Here is a 17,805-nt window from a genome sequence, read left to right on the forward strand (position 1 = left end):
GTCAGTCCACCGTCACGTAATCGGGGCCGCTGTAGTGGCCCGCCAACTGGGTGCGCCGCTGCATCAGCAGGTCGTTGAGCAGCGTGGAGGCGCCGAAGCGGAACAGCGCCGGGGTCAGCCACTCCGGTCCCGCGACCTCGTGCACGGCGACCAGGTACTTGATCGCGTCCTTGGTCGTGCGGATGCCGCCGGCGGGCTTCACGCCCCTGAGCTCGCCCGTCTGGGTGTGCCAGTCGCGGACGGCTTGCAGCATCACGTGCGTGACGGGCAGCGTCGCGGCGGGGGAGACCTTGCCGGTGGAGGTCTTGATGAAGTCGCCGCCCGCGAGCAGGCCGAGCCACGACGCGCGGCGCACGTTGTCGTAGGTCGCGAGCTCGCCGGTCTCCAGGATGACCTTGAGGTGCGCGTCCCCGCAGGCGTGCTTGACCTGCACGATCTCGTCGAACACCTGCCCGTAGCGGCCGGACAGGAACGCGCCGCGGTCGATCACCATGTCGATCTCGGTGGCGCCCGCCTCGACCGCGTAGGCGGTGTCCTCCAGCTTCACCTTCAGGCTCGACCGGCCGGACGGGAACGCGGTGGCGACGCTGGCGATGTCGATCCCGGTGCCCCGGAGCTCCTCGACGGCCGTCTCGACCATGTCCGGGTACACGCAGACGGCGGCGACCCGGGGCACGTCCGGGTGGTCGGGGTCGGGCCTGCGGGCCTTCGCGGCCAGCGACCGCACCTTGCCGTGCGTGTCGGCGCCTTCCAGCGTGGTCAGGTCGACCATGCTGATGGCGGTGTCGATGGCCCACATCTTGGCGGCCTTCTTGATGCTGCGAGTGCCCAGACCGGCCGCGCGCTGTTCGACGCCGACCTGGTCCACACCGGGCAGCCCGTGCAGGAACCGGCGCAACGACGCTTCGTCGCGAACGGCGTCCGCGAGCGCCGGGGGCAGCTGCGCTGGCGGTGTAGTAGTCGGAGCAGCCATGCCGCCGAGTCTAGGCGGATTGGGACGGCCGTCCTAAGTGAGCGAATCCGTGCAGGTCAGGTGAACAGGGGGAGGTGCTCGACCAGCTGTCTGGAGCTGTCCAGGATCGTGTGCGCGACGCGCACGGCCGCGTGCACTTCGGCGGGCTCGATCCGTTCGCCCGGAAACGCCGGGTACTCAAGTTCGTTGCGCCGCCGGCTGTCGAGGATGTCGCTGCCGCGGGGCCCCGAGGCCACACCGGTCATCCTCGTCGTGGTGGTTGGTCTTGCTCGTTCTCATCGACGCCGTGGGAGAAGATCTGGACCACCGGACGAGTGCGGATCTCCTGGAGTAGCGGGTCGTCTTGACCGCCGGCCAACCAGCGAGCGGCGCTGACCACGGTCGGGTTCACCGGTCGGGCCAAGCGCAGTTCGGCCCTTTCCGCGGCGGCGTAGACGTCGGCGCGGTTCACCGGCTCGTCGGACGCGGCGACCACCAGCACGTCGACGTCCCTGGGGTCGTGCCCCTTCTTCCCGTGGTAACGCTCGGCCCACGAGCCGAAGAGCAGCAGTTCGCCGACGCCGGCCACGGCCTCGAACTCCTCCGCGATCACCTGCGGTGGGCCGTAGGCGATGAGGACCAGTTCGGTGAGAGGACCGACGAGCGGGCCTGATCCCGCCCGGACCAGGCGGGCGCGGCCCAGCTGGCGTGACGTCAGGATCGCGGCCTGCTCCAACCTCTCGACCTCGGTGTGCACGGAGGTCAGCGACGAACCGAGCCGGGTCGCAAGGTCTGTGAGCGTGTACTCGTGGTCAGCGTTCAGCAGCGTCGCGGCCAAGATGCCGGCTTGCGTCCGCGACCTGAGGACGGGCAGCAGAGCGGGCGCGTCACTTCGCATAAACCGAAGATATATTCCGTCTAAGCGAAACGTCAAACGGTCGGCGGCTAGCCTTCCAGCTCGTCGTGCTTGCGACCCTTGACCTTCTTCTTTTTCGGCCGCCTCACCTCGACCGCGCCCATCATCGCGAAGCCGGTGATGCGCACGACCGGCCCACCGGGGATGGTCGGCGCGCCCTTGTGCGTGGCGTCCTCGAAGGCGCCCATGAAGCCGACGCCGTCCACGCGCACCGTGATGTCCTCCGGCACGATGATCTCCACCGCGCCCCAGAACGCGTAGGCGTTGATCGTCGTCTCACCCTGCGCGAACCGGGCCCGGGTCAGGTCCAGCTCGACGCCGCCCATGATCGCGGTCGCGGTGTGGGTCGACGGCACGACCCACTCGCCCCGCCGTTCGACGGCCGACCAGAACGCGAACGACACCGAGGAGCCGGGCGTGCCGCCGATGCGCGAGGCGGGCACGTTGTGCTGCATCGGCACGGGCAGCAGGGCGGGCGCAGGCACGCCGAGGTCGGCGGTCAGCGGCACCAGGTCGCCGTAGGTCTTGGACGCGTACACCGCGGCCAGGCGTTCATCCAGCTCGTGCAGGTCCAGCCTGCCCTCGCCGTGCGCCTGCTGGAGCACCTGGGCGACCTTCTCGCGGTCGGCGTCCGAGGCACGCATCTGACGGGGGTCCGGCACCAGCTCGTCGCTCACGTGGGTGAGTCTAGGAGCGCGAGCCCGCCGATGGTCAGGTTCCGGTGGCGACGAGGACGAGTTCGCCGGATTCCGGGTCCAGGAAGGCCGACGCGTGCCACCGCTCGTGGTCGAACGCCGCGTCCAGCGCGTCCCCGGTCAGGAACGGCCCACCCGGCAACTCCGCGCGCATGCCCTCCGTGACGTCCGGCGTCCTGCCCTCGTCCGCCGGCGCGTAGGCGGACTCCACCCGCTCGACCTCCGCCCGCGACAGGGCCACGACCGCGTCGATCCAGTAGGTCGACGGACCGGGCACGTCGGACCGCCCGAACGTGCCGGACATCCACCGCGCGCCGGCCGGTGCCCCGAGCACGGGGAAGCGCGTGACGAGCGGGTCGAGGTCGGTCCGCAACTCGCCGGTCCCCGACTTCGCCGCGGGCGGCGCCTGCCCCTGGCACCCGACCAACGCCGCAATGGCGACGAGCGCGACGACCCACTTCACCTGGCGAAGACCGACCAGTCGACCTTGCCGAACAACAGGACCGGGCCGTCGGGGTTCTTGGAATCGCGGACGGCGGTGCGGTTGGCGACGTGCGCGACCTCCACGCAGTTGGCCTGGTCGCTGCTGCGGCTGCTCTTGCGCCAGTTCGCACGGGTGAGGTCCATCGGTCGCGCTCCTCGCATCACGTCATCCGTCCCGCGAGCTTGGCGATGAGTCCCAGCGACTCTTCGGCTGACAGCGCCAAGGCACGCAGCCTCTGCCAGGCAAGCCTAGCGTTGCTGAGGTGCACTTCTTCTTCGAGGAACGTGCTCGTGCCACGGCCTTCCACGTAGACCAGGCTCGGTTGATCGGCGAAGTCCATGACCAGGAACGGCCCGCCCAGACCGGGGTGCGCGCCGGTGTCCAGCGGCACGATCTGGACGGTGATGTTGGCCCGGCCACCCAACGTGACGAGGTGCTGGAGTTGGGTGCGCATCATGCCGGGCGAAGCCAACCGGCGGCGGAGGATGCCTTCGTCGATGAGCAGGTGCACCTGCGCCCGGCTCAGGATCACCTGCCTGCCCATCCGGGTGGCGACCAGGGCGTCGAGGTCGGCGTCGGACAACCGGTCGTTGGCGCCTCGGATGATGGCGCGGGCGTAGTCGGGGGTCTGGGCGAGACCGGGGATGAGGAGCGGCTCGTAGTTGTAGAGGGCCGTTGCCTCCGCCTCGAAGCCGATGAGGTCCTTCCAGTTGCTGGGCAACTTGCCGTGGATGGCGTGCCAGTTCCGGTGTTCGCCGGCGCGGACCAGGTCGACCAGCTCTTGCCGCAACGCGGCCGGCGCGCGCAGGTAGCCGAGGATCGCCGCGACCTCGTCGGCCCGGAGCCCTCGGTTCCCGGTCTCCATCCGGCTGATCTTGCTCTCCGAGCAGCCGATCGCGTTGGCCACGTCCGCGCAGCTCAGGCCCCTGGCCAAGCGCAACGTGCGCAGTTCCGTCGATACCCGCCGTTGCCGGACGGATGCCCCCTTGCGTGTCATGGCGCGACTGTTCCGCCTTGCCACGCGGGCACGAAAGCCGTGTCACCCGAAGGGGAGCGTTGCGGGACCGCGGCGCAAGACGCCACCGTTGCGCCGTGGAGAAGACCTGGGAGATCAGCGGCGCCGCCGCCAACTGGACGATGACCGTGTCGATCCTCGAACCCGAGTACGCCGAGGACACCGGCGGCACCGGTCTGGTGCCGCCCGACAAGCCCGACCCGCTGCGCGACTTCGAGGGCCTGGTCGAGCACTTCCGCACCCTGGTCGACCTGACCGAGGCGCTCTGGCAACTGCGTCAGGTCGGCTGACGCACGGGCAGCCCGGCCGCGCGGTAGATGTCGTCCACGACCCGCATGGTGGCCACCGCGTCGTCCGCCGTCGTCGGGAACGGCTTGCCGTGCAGCACGGCGTCGGCGAAGGCCTCCAACTGGTAGGCGTACGACGGTCGCCGGTCGAACCGCTCGACCCGCCGGTGACCGTCCAGCTTCACCGTGAGCCGGTGCCCGAACTGCGGCGCGAAGGGGTTGAACACGGTCATCGAGCCGTTGGCGCCCAACACCTTCGCCGAGAGTCTCAGCAACGACCGCGACCACATCGACGCGACCACGGTCCCGGTGTGCCCGGCCGGGAACTTCAGCTCCGCCCGCATCGCCCGGTCGACGCCGTCGCCCTTCAGCAACGCCCGCGCCGACTTCACCTCCGGCTCGCCGCCGAGGTACCGCACCATGTTCACCGCGTAACACCCGGCGTCCATCAACGCCCCACCGGCCAGCTCCAGCGAGTACCGGATGTCGTTGAACCTCGGCATCGGGAAGGCCAGCCGCGCCTCCACGTGCCGCAGTTCACCCAACTCCGCGACCACCTCCGGCAACCGCAACGCCAACGGGTGGTAGCGGTAGTGGAACGCCTCCATCACCACCAGCCCGCAGCTCTTCGCCGCCGCCGCGATCTCCGCCGCCTCGTCCGCGTTCGCCGCGAACGGCTTCTCGCACAACACGTGCTTCCCGGCCGCCAACGCCGCCAACGTCCACTTCCCGTGCAACCCGTTGGGCAGCGGGTTGTAGACGGCATCCAGGTTCGGGTCGTCCAACAGCTCTTCGTACGTCGTGTGCACGCGCGGGATCCCGTTCCGGTCGGCGAACTTCTGCGCCCGTCCGACATCCCGCGCCGCGACCGCCGAAACCTCCACCGACGCCACGTCCCGCCCCGGCCTGACCAATGCCGCCGGCACGATCCGCGCCGCCCCAAGAACCCCGATCCGCACGTGGTCGGCCATGCTCAGGACGTTACCCCCGGCAGCACCTCGTCAACCCCGAGCCGCTTGATCTCGCGGTAGTGCGGGTCCAACGCGCCGGCCTCGAACCGCACCTGCTTCACCGCCCACCACAGCCGGTCACCGACGTCACCCTCGGTCGTGTACGACCCGTCCGGCAGCACCACCGCCGTCCCGTTCCGCCCGTGCACCAGCACCGCCAGCCACGCACCGGTCCCGGCGTCCCAGATCCGGGCCGTGCCGTCGTCGGACGTGGTGGCGACCCGGCGGCCGTCGGGCGAGAACGCCACGCTGCGGACCACGCCGGTATGACCCGTCAACGTCACCACGTGCTCACCGCGCGCGGTCCAGATCCGGGCCGTCCCGTCCCCGGACGCCGTGGCGAGGCGGTGACCGTCGGGGGAGAAGGCCACGTCCCAGACGCTGCCCTCGTGCCCCACCGCCCTGGCCAACTCCCTGCCGGTCAGGTCCCAGACCCGCGCGGTGCCGTCGGCGGACGTCGTGGCGACCCGGTAGCCCTCGGGCGAGAACGCCGCGCTCCACACCTCCCCGGTGTGACCCTCCAAGGGTGCCTTGACGTAGAAGGACGCGTCCAGGACGTAGGCGGTGCCGTTCCTGTGGGTGACGGTGAAGATGTCACCCTTCGGCGACAGCGCAACGGCGTTGACCTCCATCCCCACGTACCGGTAGTGGCCGAGACGAGATCCCTTCGTCGCGTCCCAGTACGTCACGACGTCGTCGGTGGAGGCGGTGACCAGCCGGTCGCCACGCGCGGAAACGGCCAGGGACTGGATCACCTCGAAGGTGTGGATGAACAGGTTCCGGGATCCGGTGATGTCGAGCCCCAGCGGAGTCGGGACCACCGCCGTCGCGCTCGCGGACGCGAACCCCGCGATCCGCCCCGGTCCCGTCTGGGCCGTGGGCCGGCGCCGGACGTCGCCCGTCTTCAGATCCCACACGAGGACCACTCCGGCCTCGGAGGTGGTTTGCAACGACCAGCCGTCCGGCGAGTACGACGCGGAGCCGACGAAATGCGGGGAGTCATCCAACCGCTGGTTCTGCTTGTTGGCCACCGCGTGGACGACGGCCGAGCCGTCCACCATGGTCAACGCCAAGCGGTTGCCGTCGGCGGACGGCGTGACGCGCCGGATGCCGGCCGAGTTGGGGAACCTCGTCACCTGCTTGCCCTCGGTGTTGGTGATGGTGATGCGGTCGCCATCGGCGAACGCCATCCGGTCGGCCGCCAGAAGAGTCATCCTCTCGCCGCGGCTCAGGCGGTTGGGCACGTGCGCCAAGGGCCCGCCGGAGCGCGTGTCGAAGACCGTCACGTTCTTGTTGACGCGCAGGGCGAGCACCGAGCCGGTCGGTGAGACGGCCATGCGGGCATGGCGCTCCGTGGTGATCGTGGCGATCACCGCCATGTCGTCCGTGCGCCGGACCTCCACCTCGCGGTCCGACCTCGTGACCATCACGCCCCCGTCGGACGACACCATGAGGTCGTGACAGAGCCGTGGCAGCTCGTCCACGAGCTCGCCGGTCGCGGAGTCCCACAGCCGGACCAGACCGTGGACGTCCTTGTTGACCAGGCGACCACCCTGCCCCACGAACCAGGCCCGCCCGGTCCCGCGGCGCGGCAGATCGGTCACCAGCTCACCGGTGTGCGCGTCCCAGACGTACGTGGCGCCGTCCTCCTCCATGGTGGCGATCAGGCGGCCGTTCGGGGCGTACGTGACGTCGGTGATCGGGTACGAGAGTCGCCGCCAGACCCGCACCGGTCGATTGGTGCCCAGGTGCCGCAGCTCCAGCACGTGCCGGTGCGCCACGGCGGCCAGTTCACCGTCCGGCGAGAACGCGACCGCCGCCACGTCGGACCCCAGCGGCGCGAGCACGGGTGTCGCCGGGTCACGCCCGACCACCGCCGCACCCTCCGGCGTCGGACCGGCCACCCGGACCAGTGCCGACCGCTCCCACCGGCTCCCGGTCAGCACCGCACCGGTGAGGTCGCCGCCGATCATCAGCACGTCGGTCAGGTTCGCGCCGGTCAGGTCGGCCCCGGTGAGGTCCTTGTCCACCAGCCGCTGCCCGGTCAGGTCGGCACCGCGGAAGTCGGCCCCGCGCAAGTCCAGGTCACCGAAGTCGAACGCGCGCAGGTCCGCGTTGGCCAACGACAGCCGGACCCGCGCCTCCAGCCTCTTCGCCACCTCGGTCGCGTTCTGCTTGGCCGCCTCGGGCGCGTCGGCGTCCGCCATCACCCCGCGTGCCCAGGCCAACGCGGCCTCGTGCCCGGCCAGGTCGCACAGGAAGTCGACCATCAGCCGCGACATCTTGCGGGTCACGATGTCGGTGCCGGGCAGGTCGTCCGCCGCCACCTTCGCGACCAGCCACTCCATCACCGACTGGTGCACGAACGCGAACCCGCCCGCCTCCGTCCGCACCAGCAGCGACCCGGACCCGACGGCGTGCGCGGCCTGGTCGATCGAGTAGCCGCGCTCGGTCAACCGGGTCAACGTGCGCACCACGGTGTCCTCCAGGTCGGCCGTGTCGATGGTGGCCGCCGTCGTCCGCCACAGCCGCAACGCCAACGCCGTGCACGCCGACAGCCGTTCCGCGCCGTCGAACGACGGCATCCCGTGCCGGTGCCGTTGCCGGTCGGTCTCCTGCACCAGCCAGAAGTCCACCAGCTCCCGGTACAGCTCGGCCGCGCTGATCCGGCCGTGCTGCTGCTGGACCTCGCGCAACCGCTCGTCGTCCAGGTCGGCGATGAACGACAACATCCTCGGGTTCCGGGACAGGCCCAGCAGGTCGTTGATCGCGCCCAGCAGCTCGAACCGTGCCGCCGCACGTCCCTCGTCACCGCCGTAGTGCCTGGTGAGGAAGTCGCGGATCTGGTCGTCGCTGAAGTCCTCCAGCACCGCCACCCGGCTCGCGGTCAACGCCGAGACCCGCTGACCCAGCGCGTTCAGCACCTGGTCGGTGGACTGGAAGTGCTGGCTGCGGCTGGTCAGCACGACCTTCGCCCGATCGGTCACGGCGTGCAGCAGCGTGGCCAGGTAGTCGGCCGCCTGGTCGTACCCGACGCGCAGTTCCAGCTCGTCGAACCCGTCGAACAGCAGCGCCAGCCGACCGCTGCTGATCATGTACCGCAGCTTGGCCACCTCGACCGCGTCCACGCCCTCGCGCACGAGGTGCTGTGCGAGCAGCTCGTCCAGCGTCGGCGCCTTCTCCAGGCTGCGCAGCTCCACCAGCACGGGCAGCAGGCCGGGGTGCTCGACGGGCAGCGCCCGGGTCAACTGCCGCAGCAGGAACGACTTGCCGCGCCCGAAGTCGCCGAGCACGACCACGAACCGGGCGACGTCCTCACCGAGCCAGCCGAGCACCCGTTCGAGCAGGTCGTCGTCGCCGTCCTCCCAGCCGACCATGCCGTACCGCTGCGGCACGTACAGGTCGGCGGGGTAGACCTGGTCGGCGGCCAGCCGCCGGGTCTGCCGCTCCGCCAACGGCCGCAGGTCCAGCAGGCCCTGGTACTCCACGAAGCTGCGCAGCCGCACGCCGCGCCGCCGTGCCGCGACGACCAGTTCGTGCCCGGCGGGCGGGCCGCTGTAGACCAGCTCGGACGGCACGGCGGGGTCGGCCGCGGCGAAGGAGGCGTGCACCCGCGTGACGAACGACTCCACCGCCTCGTCACCCAACCTGGCCCGCACGCCGACCGGCCACTGCTCGAAACCACCGCCCGGGCGGGGCTTGGACACGCGGATGTAGTGCTCCTCGGCTCGCGGCGTGACGGTCGCGGTCGGGTGCGCCACGCGCGTGGCTTCCAGCACGCGGTCGAAGAAGAGGTCCGGGCCCTTGGCCGGCTGGTCGGTCGCGGTGGCCCGCTTCGAGTCGCCGCCATCGCCGACCGGTACCGGGACGACCGACCAGGTGGCGCGCCCGTCACGGGGGCTGGTGAGCGCCAGGTCGACGTGCGGCGAGACGTCGAACGCCAGTGGGCCTTGGACCGCGCTCAGCCGTGTCCAGGCACGGCGCGGGCCGTCGCGGAACAGCTTCTCGAACCGCTCGGCCTGGCGTCCGCCGATGACCGCGCGGTCGTCCTCGTGCGTGGTTTCGTGCGTGATCTCGATGGTGGAGTTCAGGCCGGCGACCGCGAGCTCCAGCTCCGGGTAGTCGAACAGGGTCCACGGCTCGTCCGGGGTGAAGCTGAACCGGGCGCCGTGGAAGTCGTCGAACGCCGCCGCGAACGGTCCCCACTTCGGCCAGTACGGGGGCGTCGGGGTCCGGCCCCACGCCTCCTCCTGCCGGAAGTACGCCTCGCACGCCAACCGGTTCACGTCCCGCGATCCGGGCACGACGACGACCCGTTCCCGCGGCAGGTGCACCGCCTCCGCCAGCTCGGCCAGGAACCGGAAGCCGCGCTCGAACTCGTCCGGCCTGCCGTGCTCGGTCAGGTCACCGGTGAACACCACCAGGTCGGGTCGGAGCTCGGCGAAGTCACGGGGTGACCACACGTCGTGACCGGAGCCGAACCGCGTGCCGTGCAGGTGCAACACGGTCAGCCGGCCCGGCCCACCCTCTTCGTCGCCGTCGCCGGGTAACGAGCCGTCGGGCATCGGTTAGAGGTACCACATACTGTTCGACCATGGACGTCCTCGTTGTCGATCACCCACTGGCCAGGGCGCGGCTGACCACCATGCGTGACGCCCGCACCGACAACGCGGCGTTCCGCGCCGCGCTGCACGAGTTGACCGTGATGCTCGTGTACGAGGCCACGCGCGACCTGCCCGTGGCCGAGGAGCGGGTGCACACGCCCGTGGCCCGGACCACCGGCTACCGCCTGGCGAACCCGCCGCTGCTGGTGCCCGTCCTGCGGGCCGGCCTGGGCATGGCCGACCAGGCGCACAAGCTGATCCCCGACGCGCAGATGGGCTTCGTGGGCCTGGCCCGTGACGAGGAGACCCTCCAGCCCACCCCGTACATGGAGTCGCTGCCCGACTCGCTGGCCGGCCGTCCGGTGTTCGTGCTGGACCCGATGCTCGCCACCGGTGGTTCGATGGCGTACACGATCCGGCTGCTGACCGACCGCGGCGCCACCGACGTGACCGCGATCTGCGCGCTCGCCGCCCCGGAGGGCATCAAGCACCTGGAGGACTCGACCCTCCCCGTCCGCCTGATCACCGCCAGCGTCGACGAACGCCTGAACGACTCGGGCTTCATCGTCCCCGGCCTGGGCGACGCCGGCGACCGCCAATACGGCACCGTCCACTAACCCCCCGAGAGTCCTACCTCCACACCGCGAGAGTCCTACGCTCAGCGCCCGAGAGTCCTACGTTCAGAGCACCTGAATTCAACGCTCACGCACCGGCCGTTCGTCGTGAGCGTTGAATTCGGGGTGCGCGAACGTAGGACTCTCGCGGGCTCAGGGTAGGACTCTCGCGGGGTTAGGTGAGGGTGGGGAGGTGGTTGGTGGCCCAGGTGGAGAGGGTGCGGCCCGGGCGGCCCGTGACGGTGGTGAAGTCGGGGGTGACGGCGGCCGGTTCCTCGGCGTGCTGGGCCATGTAGCCGAGGAGGTACTCGGCCACGTCGTACGGCAGGCCCTCGTCACGGATCAAGCTCGCGCGGGCCTGGCCGTAGGTCACGCGCTCGAACCGGATGGGGCGGCCCAAGCCCCGGCCGATCGCCTCGGCCTGCTCGACGTGCGTCAACGCCTCCGGGCCGCTCAACGTGTACGCCTTGCCCGCGTGCCCCTCCCGCAGCAACGCGTGCACCGCCACCTCCGCCACGTCGTCCTCGTGCACCGGCGCGCCCACCGACTCCGGGAACGGCGCCCGCACCACGTCCTCCGCCTTGATCGTCCGCGCCCAGATGAGCTTGTTGGCCATGAACTCACCCGGCCGCACGTGCGTCCACGCCACCCCGGACGCCTCGATCACCCGCTCCACGTCGTGGTGCAGCTCGTAGCTGCCCGGCCGCTTCACGGTCACCGCACTGCTGGACAGGAACACCACCCGCCGCAGGTCCGGCGCACGGTCCAAGAACGCCTGCGCGTGCGCCACCGCGTCATCGGACTCGATGGCCGCCAACAGGAACACCGCCGTCACCCCCGCCAACGGCAGCTCACCCGGCCGCGTCAGGTCACCTCCCACCACCTCCACGCCCGCGGGCACCACGCCCCGGGCCCGCGCCGGGTTCCGCGTCAACGCCCGCACCGGCACACCCGCCTCCGCCAACTGCCGAACGACCGCGCCGCCGATGGTTCCGGTGGCCCCGGTGACCAGGATCGTCACGAGCTCCCCTAACTACTCAAAGTTGAATAGCACCGAAGCTAGCGCGATCACCACCCGCACCGCACATGCAAAAGTTTGCAAGGAACGAGAAAGTCTTTCTTGTTACCGGATTCGGCCGAACGGCCGTAGATGTGGTCTAGACCTCATCACTACCGTGGTCTGGACCACACACCGGCGATTTCACCCAGAGGCACCGCGAGGAGAAGCATGTCGAGCAGGAGATGGGTGCTCCCCGCCCTCCTGGCCACCGCGATGACCGTGTCGCTGGCACCGCAGGCGGTCGCGCACGGCACGACCACGCGCACCGTCGGGTACTACACCCAGTGGAGCGGTTACGACCGCAACTTCCTGGTGCGCGACCTCGTCGCCAACGGCACCGCTCCGCGGCTCACCCACCTCAACTACGCCTTCGGCTTCCTCGACGAGACCGGCAAGTGCGTCAGCACCGACCCGTGGGCCGACTACCAGCGGCCCTTCGGCGCCGAGCAGAGCGTCAACGGCACCGCGGACGTCGCGGGCCAACCGCTGTCGGGCAACCTCAACCAGCTCAAGCAGCTCAAGGCCCGGCACCCCAAGCTGCGCGTCAACATCTCGCTCGGCGGCTGGACCGGCTCCAAGTACTTCTCCAACGCGGCCCTGACCCCCGAGTCACGCGCCGCGCACGTCGCCTCGTGCCTCGACATGTGGATCAAGGGCAACCTGCCCGACTCCGCGCCCGGTGCGGCGGCCGGCGTGTTCGACGGCATCGACCTCGACTGGGAGTGGCCGTCGTCCGAGGCCGCACCCGGCAACGTGGTGCGACCCGAGGACAGGCAGAACTTCACCGCGCTGCTCGTGGAGTACCGCAAGCAGCTGGGCAAGCTGACCTGGCGGACCGGCAAGCGCTACGACCTGACCGCGTTCCTGCCCGCCGACCCGCGCCAGGTCGACCGCGGCTTCGAGGTGAAGCGGGTCTTCGACCTGCTGACGTTCGGCACCATCCAGGGCTACGACTACCACGGCGCCTGGGACCCGCTGACCAACCAGCAGTCCTCGATCCGCACGCCCGCGGCCGACCCGACCGCGCCGCCGTTCAGCTCGCAGGTCGCGATCGACCACTACCTGCGCAACGGCGCGCCGAAGAGCAAGGTCGTGATGGGCGTGCCGTTCTACAGCCGCGGCTGGACCGGCGTGCGCAACGAGAACAACGGCCTGTTCCAGCCCGCCACCGGGCCCGCGCCCGCCACCTACGAGGCCGGGTACGAGGACTACCGCATCCTCAAGGCGCGGCTGGGCCAGTTCACCGTGCACCGGGACGCCAAGGCCGGGCACGCTTGGCTGTTCGACGGCACCACGTTCTGGACCTGGGACGACCCGGTCGAGATGAAGCGCAAGGGTCGCTACGTGGCCGAACGGCGCCTTGGCGGCGCGATGATCTGGTCGCTCGACGGCGACACCGCCGACGGCGAGCTGATCAAGGCGCTCACCAGCGGACTGTCCTGATCTGGACAGTTCACGGGGTCCGGGGAGGTTTCGCGGCGGCCGCCTCCCCGGGCCCCACCCCCGCACGTCGCCAGCCGTCCGCGTGCGCACGCAGGGCGCGTTCGTAGACGGGGGCGATCTCGACGTTCGGCGGCAGGTTGCCGTTCAGTTCGAGGCTCACCAGGCCGTGCACCGTGCCCCACATCGCCAGCGCGATCTGCTCGGGCGGCGGGTCCTGCACGAACATCCCGACCTCCACCGAACGGCCGACGTCGCGCACGACCGGCAGGAACGTCTCGACCGCGGCCTCCTTCGTCTCGTCGGACGGCTCGAAGTTGGGCACGACCTTGCTGAACATCACCAGGTAGAACTGCGGGTCGGCCAACGCGCTCTCCCGGTACGCCAGGCCGATCTGGACCAGGTCCTCCACCGGGTCGTCGGTCTGCGGCACGCTCGCGATCCGTTCACCGAATCGGCGGAACGCCTCCTCGTACACCGCGTTCAGCAGCGCGGCCTTGCCGCCGAACAGCGAGTACACGGCCGTGGTCGAGGTGTTGACATCCGCCGCGAGCCTGCGCAAGCTCAAGGCGACGGGTCCCTCGGTGGACAGCAGTTCGCCCGCGCGTTCAAGCAACCGGCCGCGGAGCGCTTCGTCGTGTGTCTTCGGTCGTGGCACCGGGACATCGTATCGCAACGGTGTTATAAAACTCGGTCTGGCCATCGTGGTATCAAGTTGGTACCGTCATTCTCCATGGCTATGACTCTGCGTCTGAGTGACGAGGAGAACCGGCGGCTGGACGAACTGGCCGCAGCCGAGGGTCGTTCGAAGCAGGAGGTCGTGCGCTTGGCGTTGGCCGAGCGCTGGGCCAGATTGCAGAAGGAGGAGCAGCTGTCCGAGGTCCTCGGGCGCGTGCTCCCCAAGTACCGGGGCCTGCTCGACCGCCTGGGTTCCGCCTGAGCCCCGGTCCGACCGAGTCCCGCTCCACCCGAGCCCCGGTCCGCCTGGGTTCCGGTCCGGCCGACTCCACCGCCGTTGCGGACTACCGCAGCCGCCGGCGGCCGCCACCGACGCGCCTACACCTTCGGGTGAGCACGCAGTCATGCCCTCGCCGTTCGAACATATGTTCGATACGATCAATCCATGCAGCTCAACCGCCGCACGCCCGGCCGTTCACCCGCGCACATCTGTGAACGGCCACGGCGCTCCGAGGCACACCGGTATGGTGCGCCGTTGAAGATCGGGCTGCGTCCAGGTTGCGCTTCGGTGCACCACGCCGCCGACAACATCCTCGCCGCCGGCTCGGCGGGGAGGCGATACGGACCTGAGGGGGTGGGTGGTGGCGCAGGAGACGTCCCGGATGCGGCGTGGCCGCGCCGGAGTCCCCGCCCCTCAGGACAGGGAGCGCGTCAAGCAGTGGTCAACTACCTCGACGCCGGCGACTTGCTCGTGCTGGCGACCGCCGTCACCGGCGGGGATCTGGTCGTGCGCGACTTAGGTCTCCTCGACTCCGCAGCCCACCGCCCCCGGGCGACCGTGCTGGGGGTCGAGGCCTACGACACGCTCTGGCTGAAAGCTTCCGCGTTGCTCGACTCCATCGTTCGCACGCGCCCGTTGGCCGAGGGCAACTGGCGGCTGGGCTGGGTCGCCGCCGTGACGTTGTGCGACATCAACGGCTGGTGGATCGACGCGGAGGAGGACGAGGCCCTCGACCTGGTCCGGGCGCTGGGCCGGGAGCAGATCGACGTCTCGGGCATGGCCGCCCACCTGGAGGCCTGGGGCCTGCCCAAAGCCGACTGACCGCGGCCCGGTCCCGCGGCGCGACGGCCGGTCGACCTGACCGAGTACCACGAATCGGGTTGACCTGGAGTGCACTCCAGCTCCTACGGTCGACACCGTGACTTACTCGATCGCCCAAGCGGCCGAGCGCAGCGGGTTGTCGATCGACACCCTGCGCTACTACGAACGGATCGGCCTGGTCGACCCGCCGGCCAGGGACTCCGGTGGTCGGCGCAGCTACAGCGACGACGACCTGGGCTGGCTGGTCTTCCTGACCCGCCTGCGCACCACCGGCATGCCCATTCGCATGATGCGCGAGTACGCGCAGCTCAGGCACCGCGGCGACGCCACGGCCGGCAGGCGCAAGCAGATGCTGTTCGAGCACCGCGCCTCGGTCCGCGAGCGCATCGCGGAACTCCAGTCGTGCCTGGAGGTGCTGGAGTACAAGATCACGCACTACGAGCAGCTCGAACACACCTTCATCGAGGGGATCACCGCGTGACGTCGTTGGGCGAACTCCAGGTCGGCAAGCAGGGCCTGGGCTGCATGGGCATGAGCCAGTCGTACGGCGTCGGCGACGAGACCGAGTCCGTCGCCACCATCCACCGGGCGCTGGAACTCGGCGTCACGCTCCTGGACACCGCGGACGTCTACGGCGGCGTCACGCGTTCCGGCACGACCGACGTGGCCGGCGTCGGCGAGAACGAGGAGCTGGTGGGCCGCGCGATCAAGGGCCGCCGCGACGAGGTCGTGGTCGCCACCAAGTTCGGGCTCGCCGACCCGGACCGCAAACCGCGCGGTGACGCCGCCTACGTCCGGCAGGCCGTCGAGGCGTCGTTGCGCCGGCTGGGCACCGACCACATCGACCTGTACTACCAGCACCGGGTCGACCCGGACGTGCCGATCGAGGAGACCGTCGGCGCGATGGCCGAGCTCGTCGCCGAGGGCAAGGTCCGCTACCTGGGCCTGTCCGAGGCGGGCGCCGCGACGATCCGCCGCGCGCACGCCGTGCACCCGATCAGCGCCCTGCAGAGCGAGTGGTCGCTGTGGACGCGTGACATCGAGGCCGAGATCGCGCCCACGTGCCGTGAGCTGGGCATCGGCATCGTGCCGTTCTCGCCGCTGGGCCGCGGCTTCCTGACCGGCCGCGTCACGTCCGTCGCCGACCTGGGCGAGGACGACATGCGCCGCAGCCTGCCCCGGTTCGCCGAGGAGAACTTCGCCCGCAACACCGCGATCGTGGACGCGTTGCGCGCGCTGGCCGCCGAGCGCGGTGTCACCGCGGGCCAGTTGGCGCTGGCCTGGGTGCACCACCAGGGCGAGCACGTCGTGCCGATCCCGGGCACCAAGCGGGTGAAGTACCTGGAGGAGAACGTCGCCGCCGCCGACCTGGAGCTCAGCGCCGACGAGCTGCGCGCGATCGAGGCCGCCGCACCCGCCGTCGCGGGCGACCGGTACCCGGCGGAGTTCCTGAAGCTGACGAACCGATGACCGCACCGATTACCGAACAGACGACCGAGGGGGAGGACGGCACCGTGGAGAACCGCCGCTTGGGCGCGCTCGAAGTGAGCGCGCAGGGTCTGGGCTGCATGGGCATGAGCGAGTTCTACGGCCCCGGCGACGAGTCCGAGTCCACCGCCACCATCCACCGCGCCCTCGACCTGGGCGTCACGTTCCTCGATACGGCCGACATGTACGGGCCGTTCACCAACGAGGAGCTGGTGGGCCGCGCGATCAAGGGCCGCCGCGACGAGGTCGTGCTGGCCACGAAGTTCGCCGTGGTCCGCGACACCGGCACTCCGCGTGCCGAATGGGGTCTGCGCGGCGACCCGGAGTACGTCAAGCAGGCCGCCGAGGCGTCGTTGCGCCGGCTGGGCACCGACCACATCGACCTGTACTACCAGCACCGGGTCGACCCGGACGTGCCGATCGAGGAGACCGTCGGTGCGATGGCCGAGCTCGTCGCGCAGGGCAAGGTCCGGCACATCGGGCTGTCCGAGGCGGGCGCGGCGACGATCCGGCGGGCGCACGCCGTGCACCCGGTCGCGGCCGTGCAGACCGAGTGGTCGCTGTGGTCGCGCGACATCGAGGACGAGGTCGCGCCCACGTGCCGTGAGCTGGGCATCGGCATCGTCGCCTACTCGCCGCTCGGCCGCGGTTTCCTCACCGGCCGGTACACGTCGAAGGACGACTTCGCGGCCGGTGACTTCCGCCTGGTCGGCCAGCCCCGGTTCGCGGAGGAGAACTTCGCGCGCAACCTGGCCCTGGTGGAGTCGCTGCGCGAGGTGGCGCGGGAGCACGACGTGACGCCGGGGCAGATCGCGCTGGCGTGGGTGCACCACCAGGGCGCGGTGCCGATCCCGGGCACCAAGCGGGTGAAGTACCTGGAGGAGAACGCGGCCGCCGCGGACCTGGCGCTGACCGACGCGCAGCTGGACCGCATCGCCGCCGCCGTGCCCGCCGACGCGGTCGCCGGCACCCGCTACGCGGCCGAGGTGATGCCCTCGCTGGGCCGCTAGAGCACCAACGTGGCGGCGACCGCGGCGCCCAGCTCCCGGCACCGCTCCCGCGCGTCGCGGTCCGGCGCGCCGGTGAGGGTCAGCGTCGCCGCCACGGGCCGCCACTTCAGGCCCGTGGTGATGTCGCGCAACGCCTTCACCGCACCCTCCGTGCCCAGGTTGCCGTGCACGTAGGCGCCGAACGGCCGGCCGCGCGTGGCGTCCAGGCAGGGGTAGTAGACGGTGTCGAAGAAGTGCTTCAGCGCGCCGCTGATGTAGCCGATGTTGGCGGGCGTGCCCAGCAGGTAGCCGTCGGCCTCCAGCACGTCGGTCACGGTCGCGCCCAGCGCGGGCCTGCGGACCACCTCGACGCCCTCGATCTCCGGGTCAGCCGCGCCCGCCAGCACCGCCTCGAACAGCTCGTGCATGGCGGGTGACGGCGTGTGGTGCACGATCAACAGGCGGGGCACG

Annotated in this window: 20 protein-coding genes; 8 read left to right on the forward strand and 12 right to left on the reverse strand. The window is 70.6% G+C overall.

Annotated features, from left to right (window positions below; all coding sequences use genetic code 11):
* Position 1: 1 nt before the first annotated feature.
* From deoC to ACYVLT_RS17445, 7 genes are read right to left on the reverse strand one after another with little or no spacing between them, the layout of a single operon-like run.
* Entirely contained in the window at positions 2-973 is a 972-nt protein-coding gene (gene deoC, locus ACYVLT_RS17415) for a deoxyribose-phosphate aldolase (RefSeq protein WP_461121242.1), read from the reverse strand.
* 56 nt (positions 974-1,029) lie between these two features.
* Positions 1,030-1,218: a hypothetical protein gene (locus tag ACYVLT_RS17420; protein WP_461121243.1), complete on the reverse strand. Its 189-nt coding sequence runs from the start codon at positions 1,216-1,218 to the stop codon at positions 1,030-1,032.
* Positions 1,215-1,850: an ArsR family transcriptional regulator gene (locus ACYVLT_RS17425; protein WP_461121244.1), complete on the reverse strand. Its 636-nt coding sequence runs from the start codon at positions 1,848-1,850 to the stop codon at positions 1,215-1,217. Before ACYVLT_RS17425 ends, ACYVLT_RS17420 begins: the two co-directional genes overlap by 4 nt.
* A gap of 47 nt (positions 1,851-1,897) precedes the next feature.
* Positions 1,898-2,545 (reverse strand): DUF1707 SHOCT-like domain-containing protein, encoded by a 648-nt coding sequence (locus ACYVLT_RS17430; protein WP_461121245.1) that lies wholly within the window; start codon positions 2,543-2,545, stop codon positions 1,898-1,900.
* A 34-nt stretch (positions 2,546-2,579) separates the two neighbouring features.
* Positions 2,580-3,026 (reverse strand): hypothetical protein, encoded by a 447-nt coding sequence (locus tag ACYVLT_RS17435; protein WP_461121246.1) that lies wholly within the window; start codon positions 3,024-3,026, stop codon positions 2,580-2,582.
* Positions 3,023-3,190 (reverse strand): DUF397 domain-containing protein, encoded by a 168-nt coding sequence (locus ACYVLT_RS17440; protein WP_461121247.1) that lies wholly within the window; start codon positions 3,188-3,190, stop codon positions 3,023-3,025. Before ACYVLT_RS17440 ends, ACYVLT_RS17435 begins: the two co-directional genes overlap by 4 nt.
* Before the next feature lie 17 nt (positions 3,191-3,207).
* Positions 3,208-4,044 (reverse strand): helix-turn-helix domain-containing protein, encoded by an 837-nt coding sequence (locus ACYVLT_RS17445; RefSeq protein ID WP_461121248.1) that lies wholly within the window; start codon positions 4,042-4,044, stop codon positions 3,208-3,210.
* Between the two features lie 95 nt (positions 4,045-4,139).
* Between ACYVLT_RS17445 and ACYVLT_RS17450 the strand changes: the two genes are divergently transcribed.
* Positions 4,140-4,352, forward strand: a complete 213-nt coding sequence (locus ACYVLT_RS17450; RefSeq protein WP_461121249.1) for a hypothetical protein — start codon at positions 4,140-4,142, stop codon at positions 4,350-4,352.
* Here the strand turns inward: ACYVLT_RS17450 and ACYVLT_RS17455 are convergent.
* Together ACYVLT_RS17455 and ACYVLT_RS17460 are read right to left on the reverse strand one after the other, a co-directional pair.
* Positions 4,340-5,320 (reverse strand): Gfo/Idh/MocA family protein, encoded by a 981-nt coding sequence (locus ACYVLT_RS17455; protein WP_461121250.1) that lies wholly within the window; start codon positions 5,318-5,320, stop codon positions 4,340-4,342. The genes ACYVLT_RS17450 and ACYVLT_RS17455 overlap by 13 nt on opposite strands.
* Positions 5,321-5,322: 2 nt before the next feature.
* A complete protein-coding gene (locus ACYVLT_RS17460) occupies positions 5,323-9,924 on the reverse strand; it encodes an NACHT domain-containing protein (protein WP_461121251.1) in 4,602 nt (1,533 codons plus the stop codon).
* A gap of 29 nt (positions 9,925-9,953) precedes the next feature.
* Here ACYVLT_RS17460 and upp point away from each other — a divergent pair, with 29 nt between their 5' ends.
* Entirely contained in the window at positions 9,954-10,580 is a 627-nt protein-coding gene (gene upp / locus ACYVLT_RS17465) for a uracil phosphoribosyltransferase (RefSeq protein ID WP_461121252.1), read from the forward strand.
* A gap of 172 nt (positions 10,581-10,752) precedes the next feature.
* Here the strand turns inward: upp and ACYVLT_RS17470 are convergent, their stop codons facing one another.
* Positions 10,753-11,598 carry an NmrA family NAD(P)-binding protein gene (locus ACYVLT_RS17470; RefSeq protein ID WP_461121253.1) on the reverse strand — a complete coding sequence of 282 codons (846 nt, stop codon included), beginning with the start codon at positions 11,596-11,598 and terminating at the stop codon, positions 10,753-10,755.
* Between the two features lie 207 nt (positions 11,599-11,805).
* On the opposite strand from ACYVLT_RS17470, the gene ACYVLT_RS17475 reads away from it, so the two are divergent.
* Positions 11,806-13,080 carry a glycoside hydrolase family 18 protein gene (locus tag ACYVLT_RS17475; protein ID WP_461121254.1) on the forward strand — a complete coding sequence of 425 codons (1,275 nt, stop codon included), beginning with the start codon at positions 11,806-11,808 and terminating at the stop codon, positions 13,078-13,080.
* Between the two features lie 10 nt (positions 13,081-13,090).
* Here the strand turns inward: ACYVLT_RS17475 and ACYVLT_RS17480 are convergent, their stop codons facing one another.
* On the reverse strand, positions 13,091-13,735 hold the full coding sequence (locus ACYVLT_RS17480) for a TetR/AcrR family transcriptional regulator (protein ID WP_461121255.1): 645 nt from the start codon (positions 13,733-13,735) through the stop codon (positions 13,091-13,093).
* 81 nt (positions 13,736-13,816) lie between these two features.
* On the opposite strand from ACYVLT_RS17480, the gene ACYVLT_RS17485 reads away from it, so the two are divergent.
* The 5 genes from ACYVLT_RS17485 (at position 13,817) to ACYVLT_RS17505 (ending at position 17,355) form a co-directional block, all read left to right on the forward strand.
* Positions 13,817-14,017: a type II toxin-antitoxin system VapB family antitoxin gene (locus ACYVLT_RS17485; protein ID WP_233824133.1), complete on the forward strand. Its 201-nt coding sequence runs from the start codon at positions 13,817-13,819 to the stop codon at positions 14,015-14,017.
* 456 nt (positions 14,018-14,473) lie between these two features.
* Positions 14,474-14,857, forward strand: a complete 384-nt coding sequence (locus ACYVLT_RS17490) for a type II toxin-antitoxin system death-on-curing family toxin (protein WP_360458392.1) — start codon at positions 14,474-14,476, stop codon at positions 14,855-14,857.
* Positions 14,858-14,954: 97 nt separating this feature from the next.
* Complete coding sequence (locus tag ACYVLT_RS17495; RefSeq protein ID WP_461121256.1) at positions 14,955-15,338, forward strand: MerR family transcriptional regulator; 384 nt, start codon at positions 14,955-14,957, stop codon at positions 15,336-15,338.
* A gap of 44 nt (positions 15,339-15,382) precedes the next feature.
* Positions 15,383-16,327 (forward strand): aldo/keto reductase, encoded by a 945-nt coding sequence (locus ACYVLT_RS17500; protein WP_461122235.1) that lies wholly within the window; start codon positions 15,383-15,385, stop codon positions 16,325-16,327.
* Positions 16,324-17,355 carry an aldo/keto reductase gene (locus tag ACYVLT_RS17505; RefSeq protein WP_461121257.1) on the forward strand — a complete coding sequence of 344 codons (1,032 nt, stop codon included), beginning with the start codon at positions 16,324-16,326 and terminating at the stop codon, positions 17,353-17,355. The genes ACYVLT_RS17500 and ACYVLT_RS17505 overlap by 4 nt, the downstream gene beginning before the upstream one ends.
* Here ACYVLT_RS17505 and ACYVLT_RS17510 read toward each other — a convergent pair.
* Positions 17,352-17,804 (reverse strand): flavodoxin family protein, encoded by a 453-nt coding sequence (locus ACYVLT_RS17510; RefSeq protein ID WP_461122236.1) that lies wholly within the window; start codon positions 17,802-17,804, stop codon positions 17,352-17,354. The genes ACYVLT_RS17505 and ACYVLT_RS17510 overlap by 4 nt on opposite strands.
* Between the last annotated feature and the right edge of the window lies 1 nt (position 17,805).

Source organism: Saccharothrix stipae, from assembly GCF_054781895.1.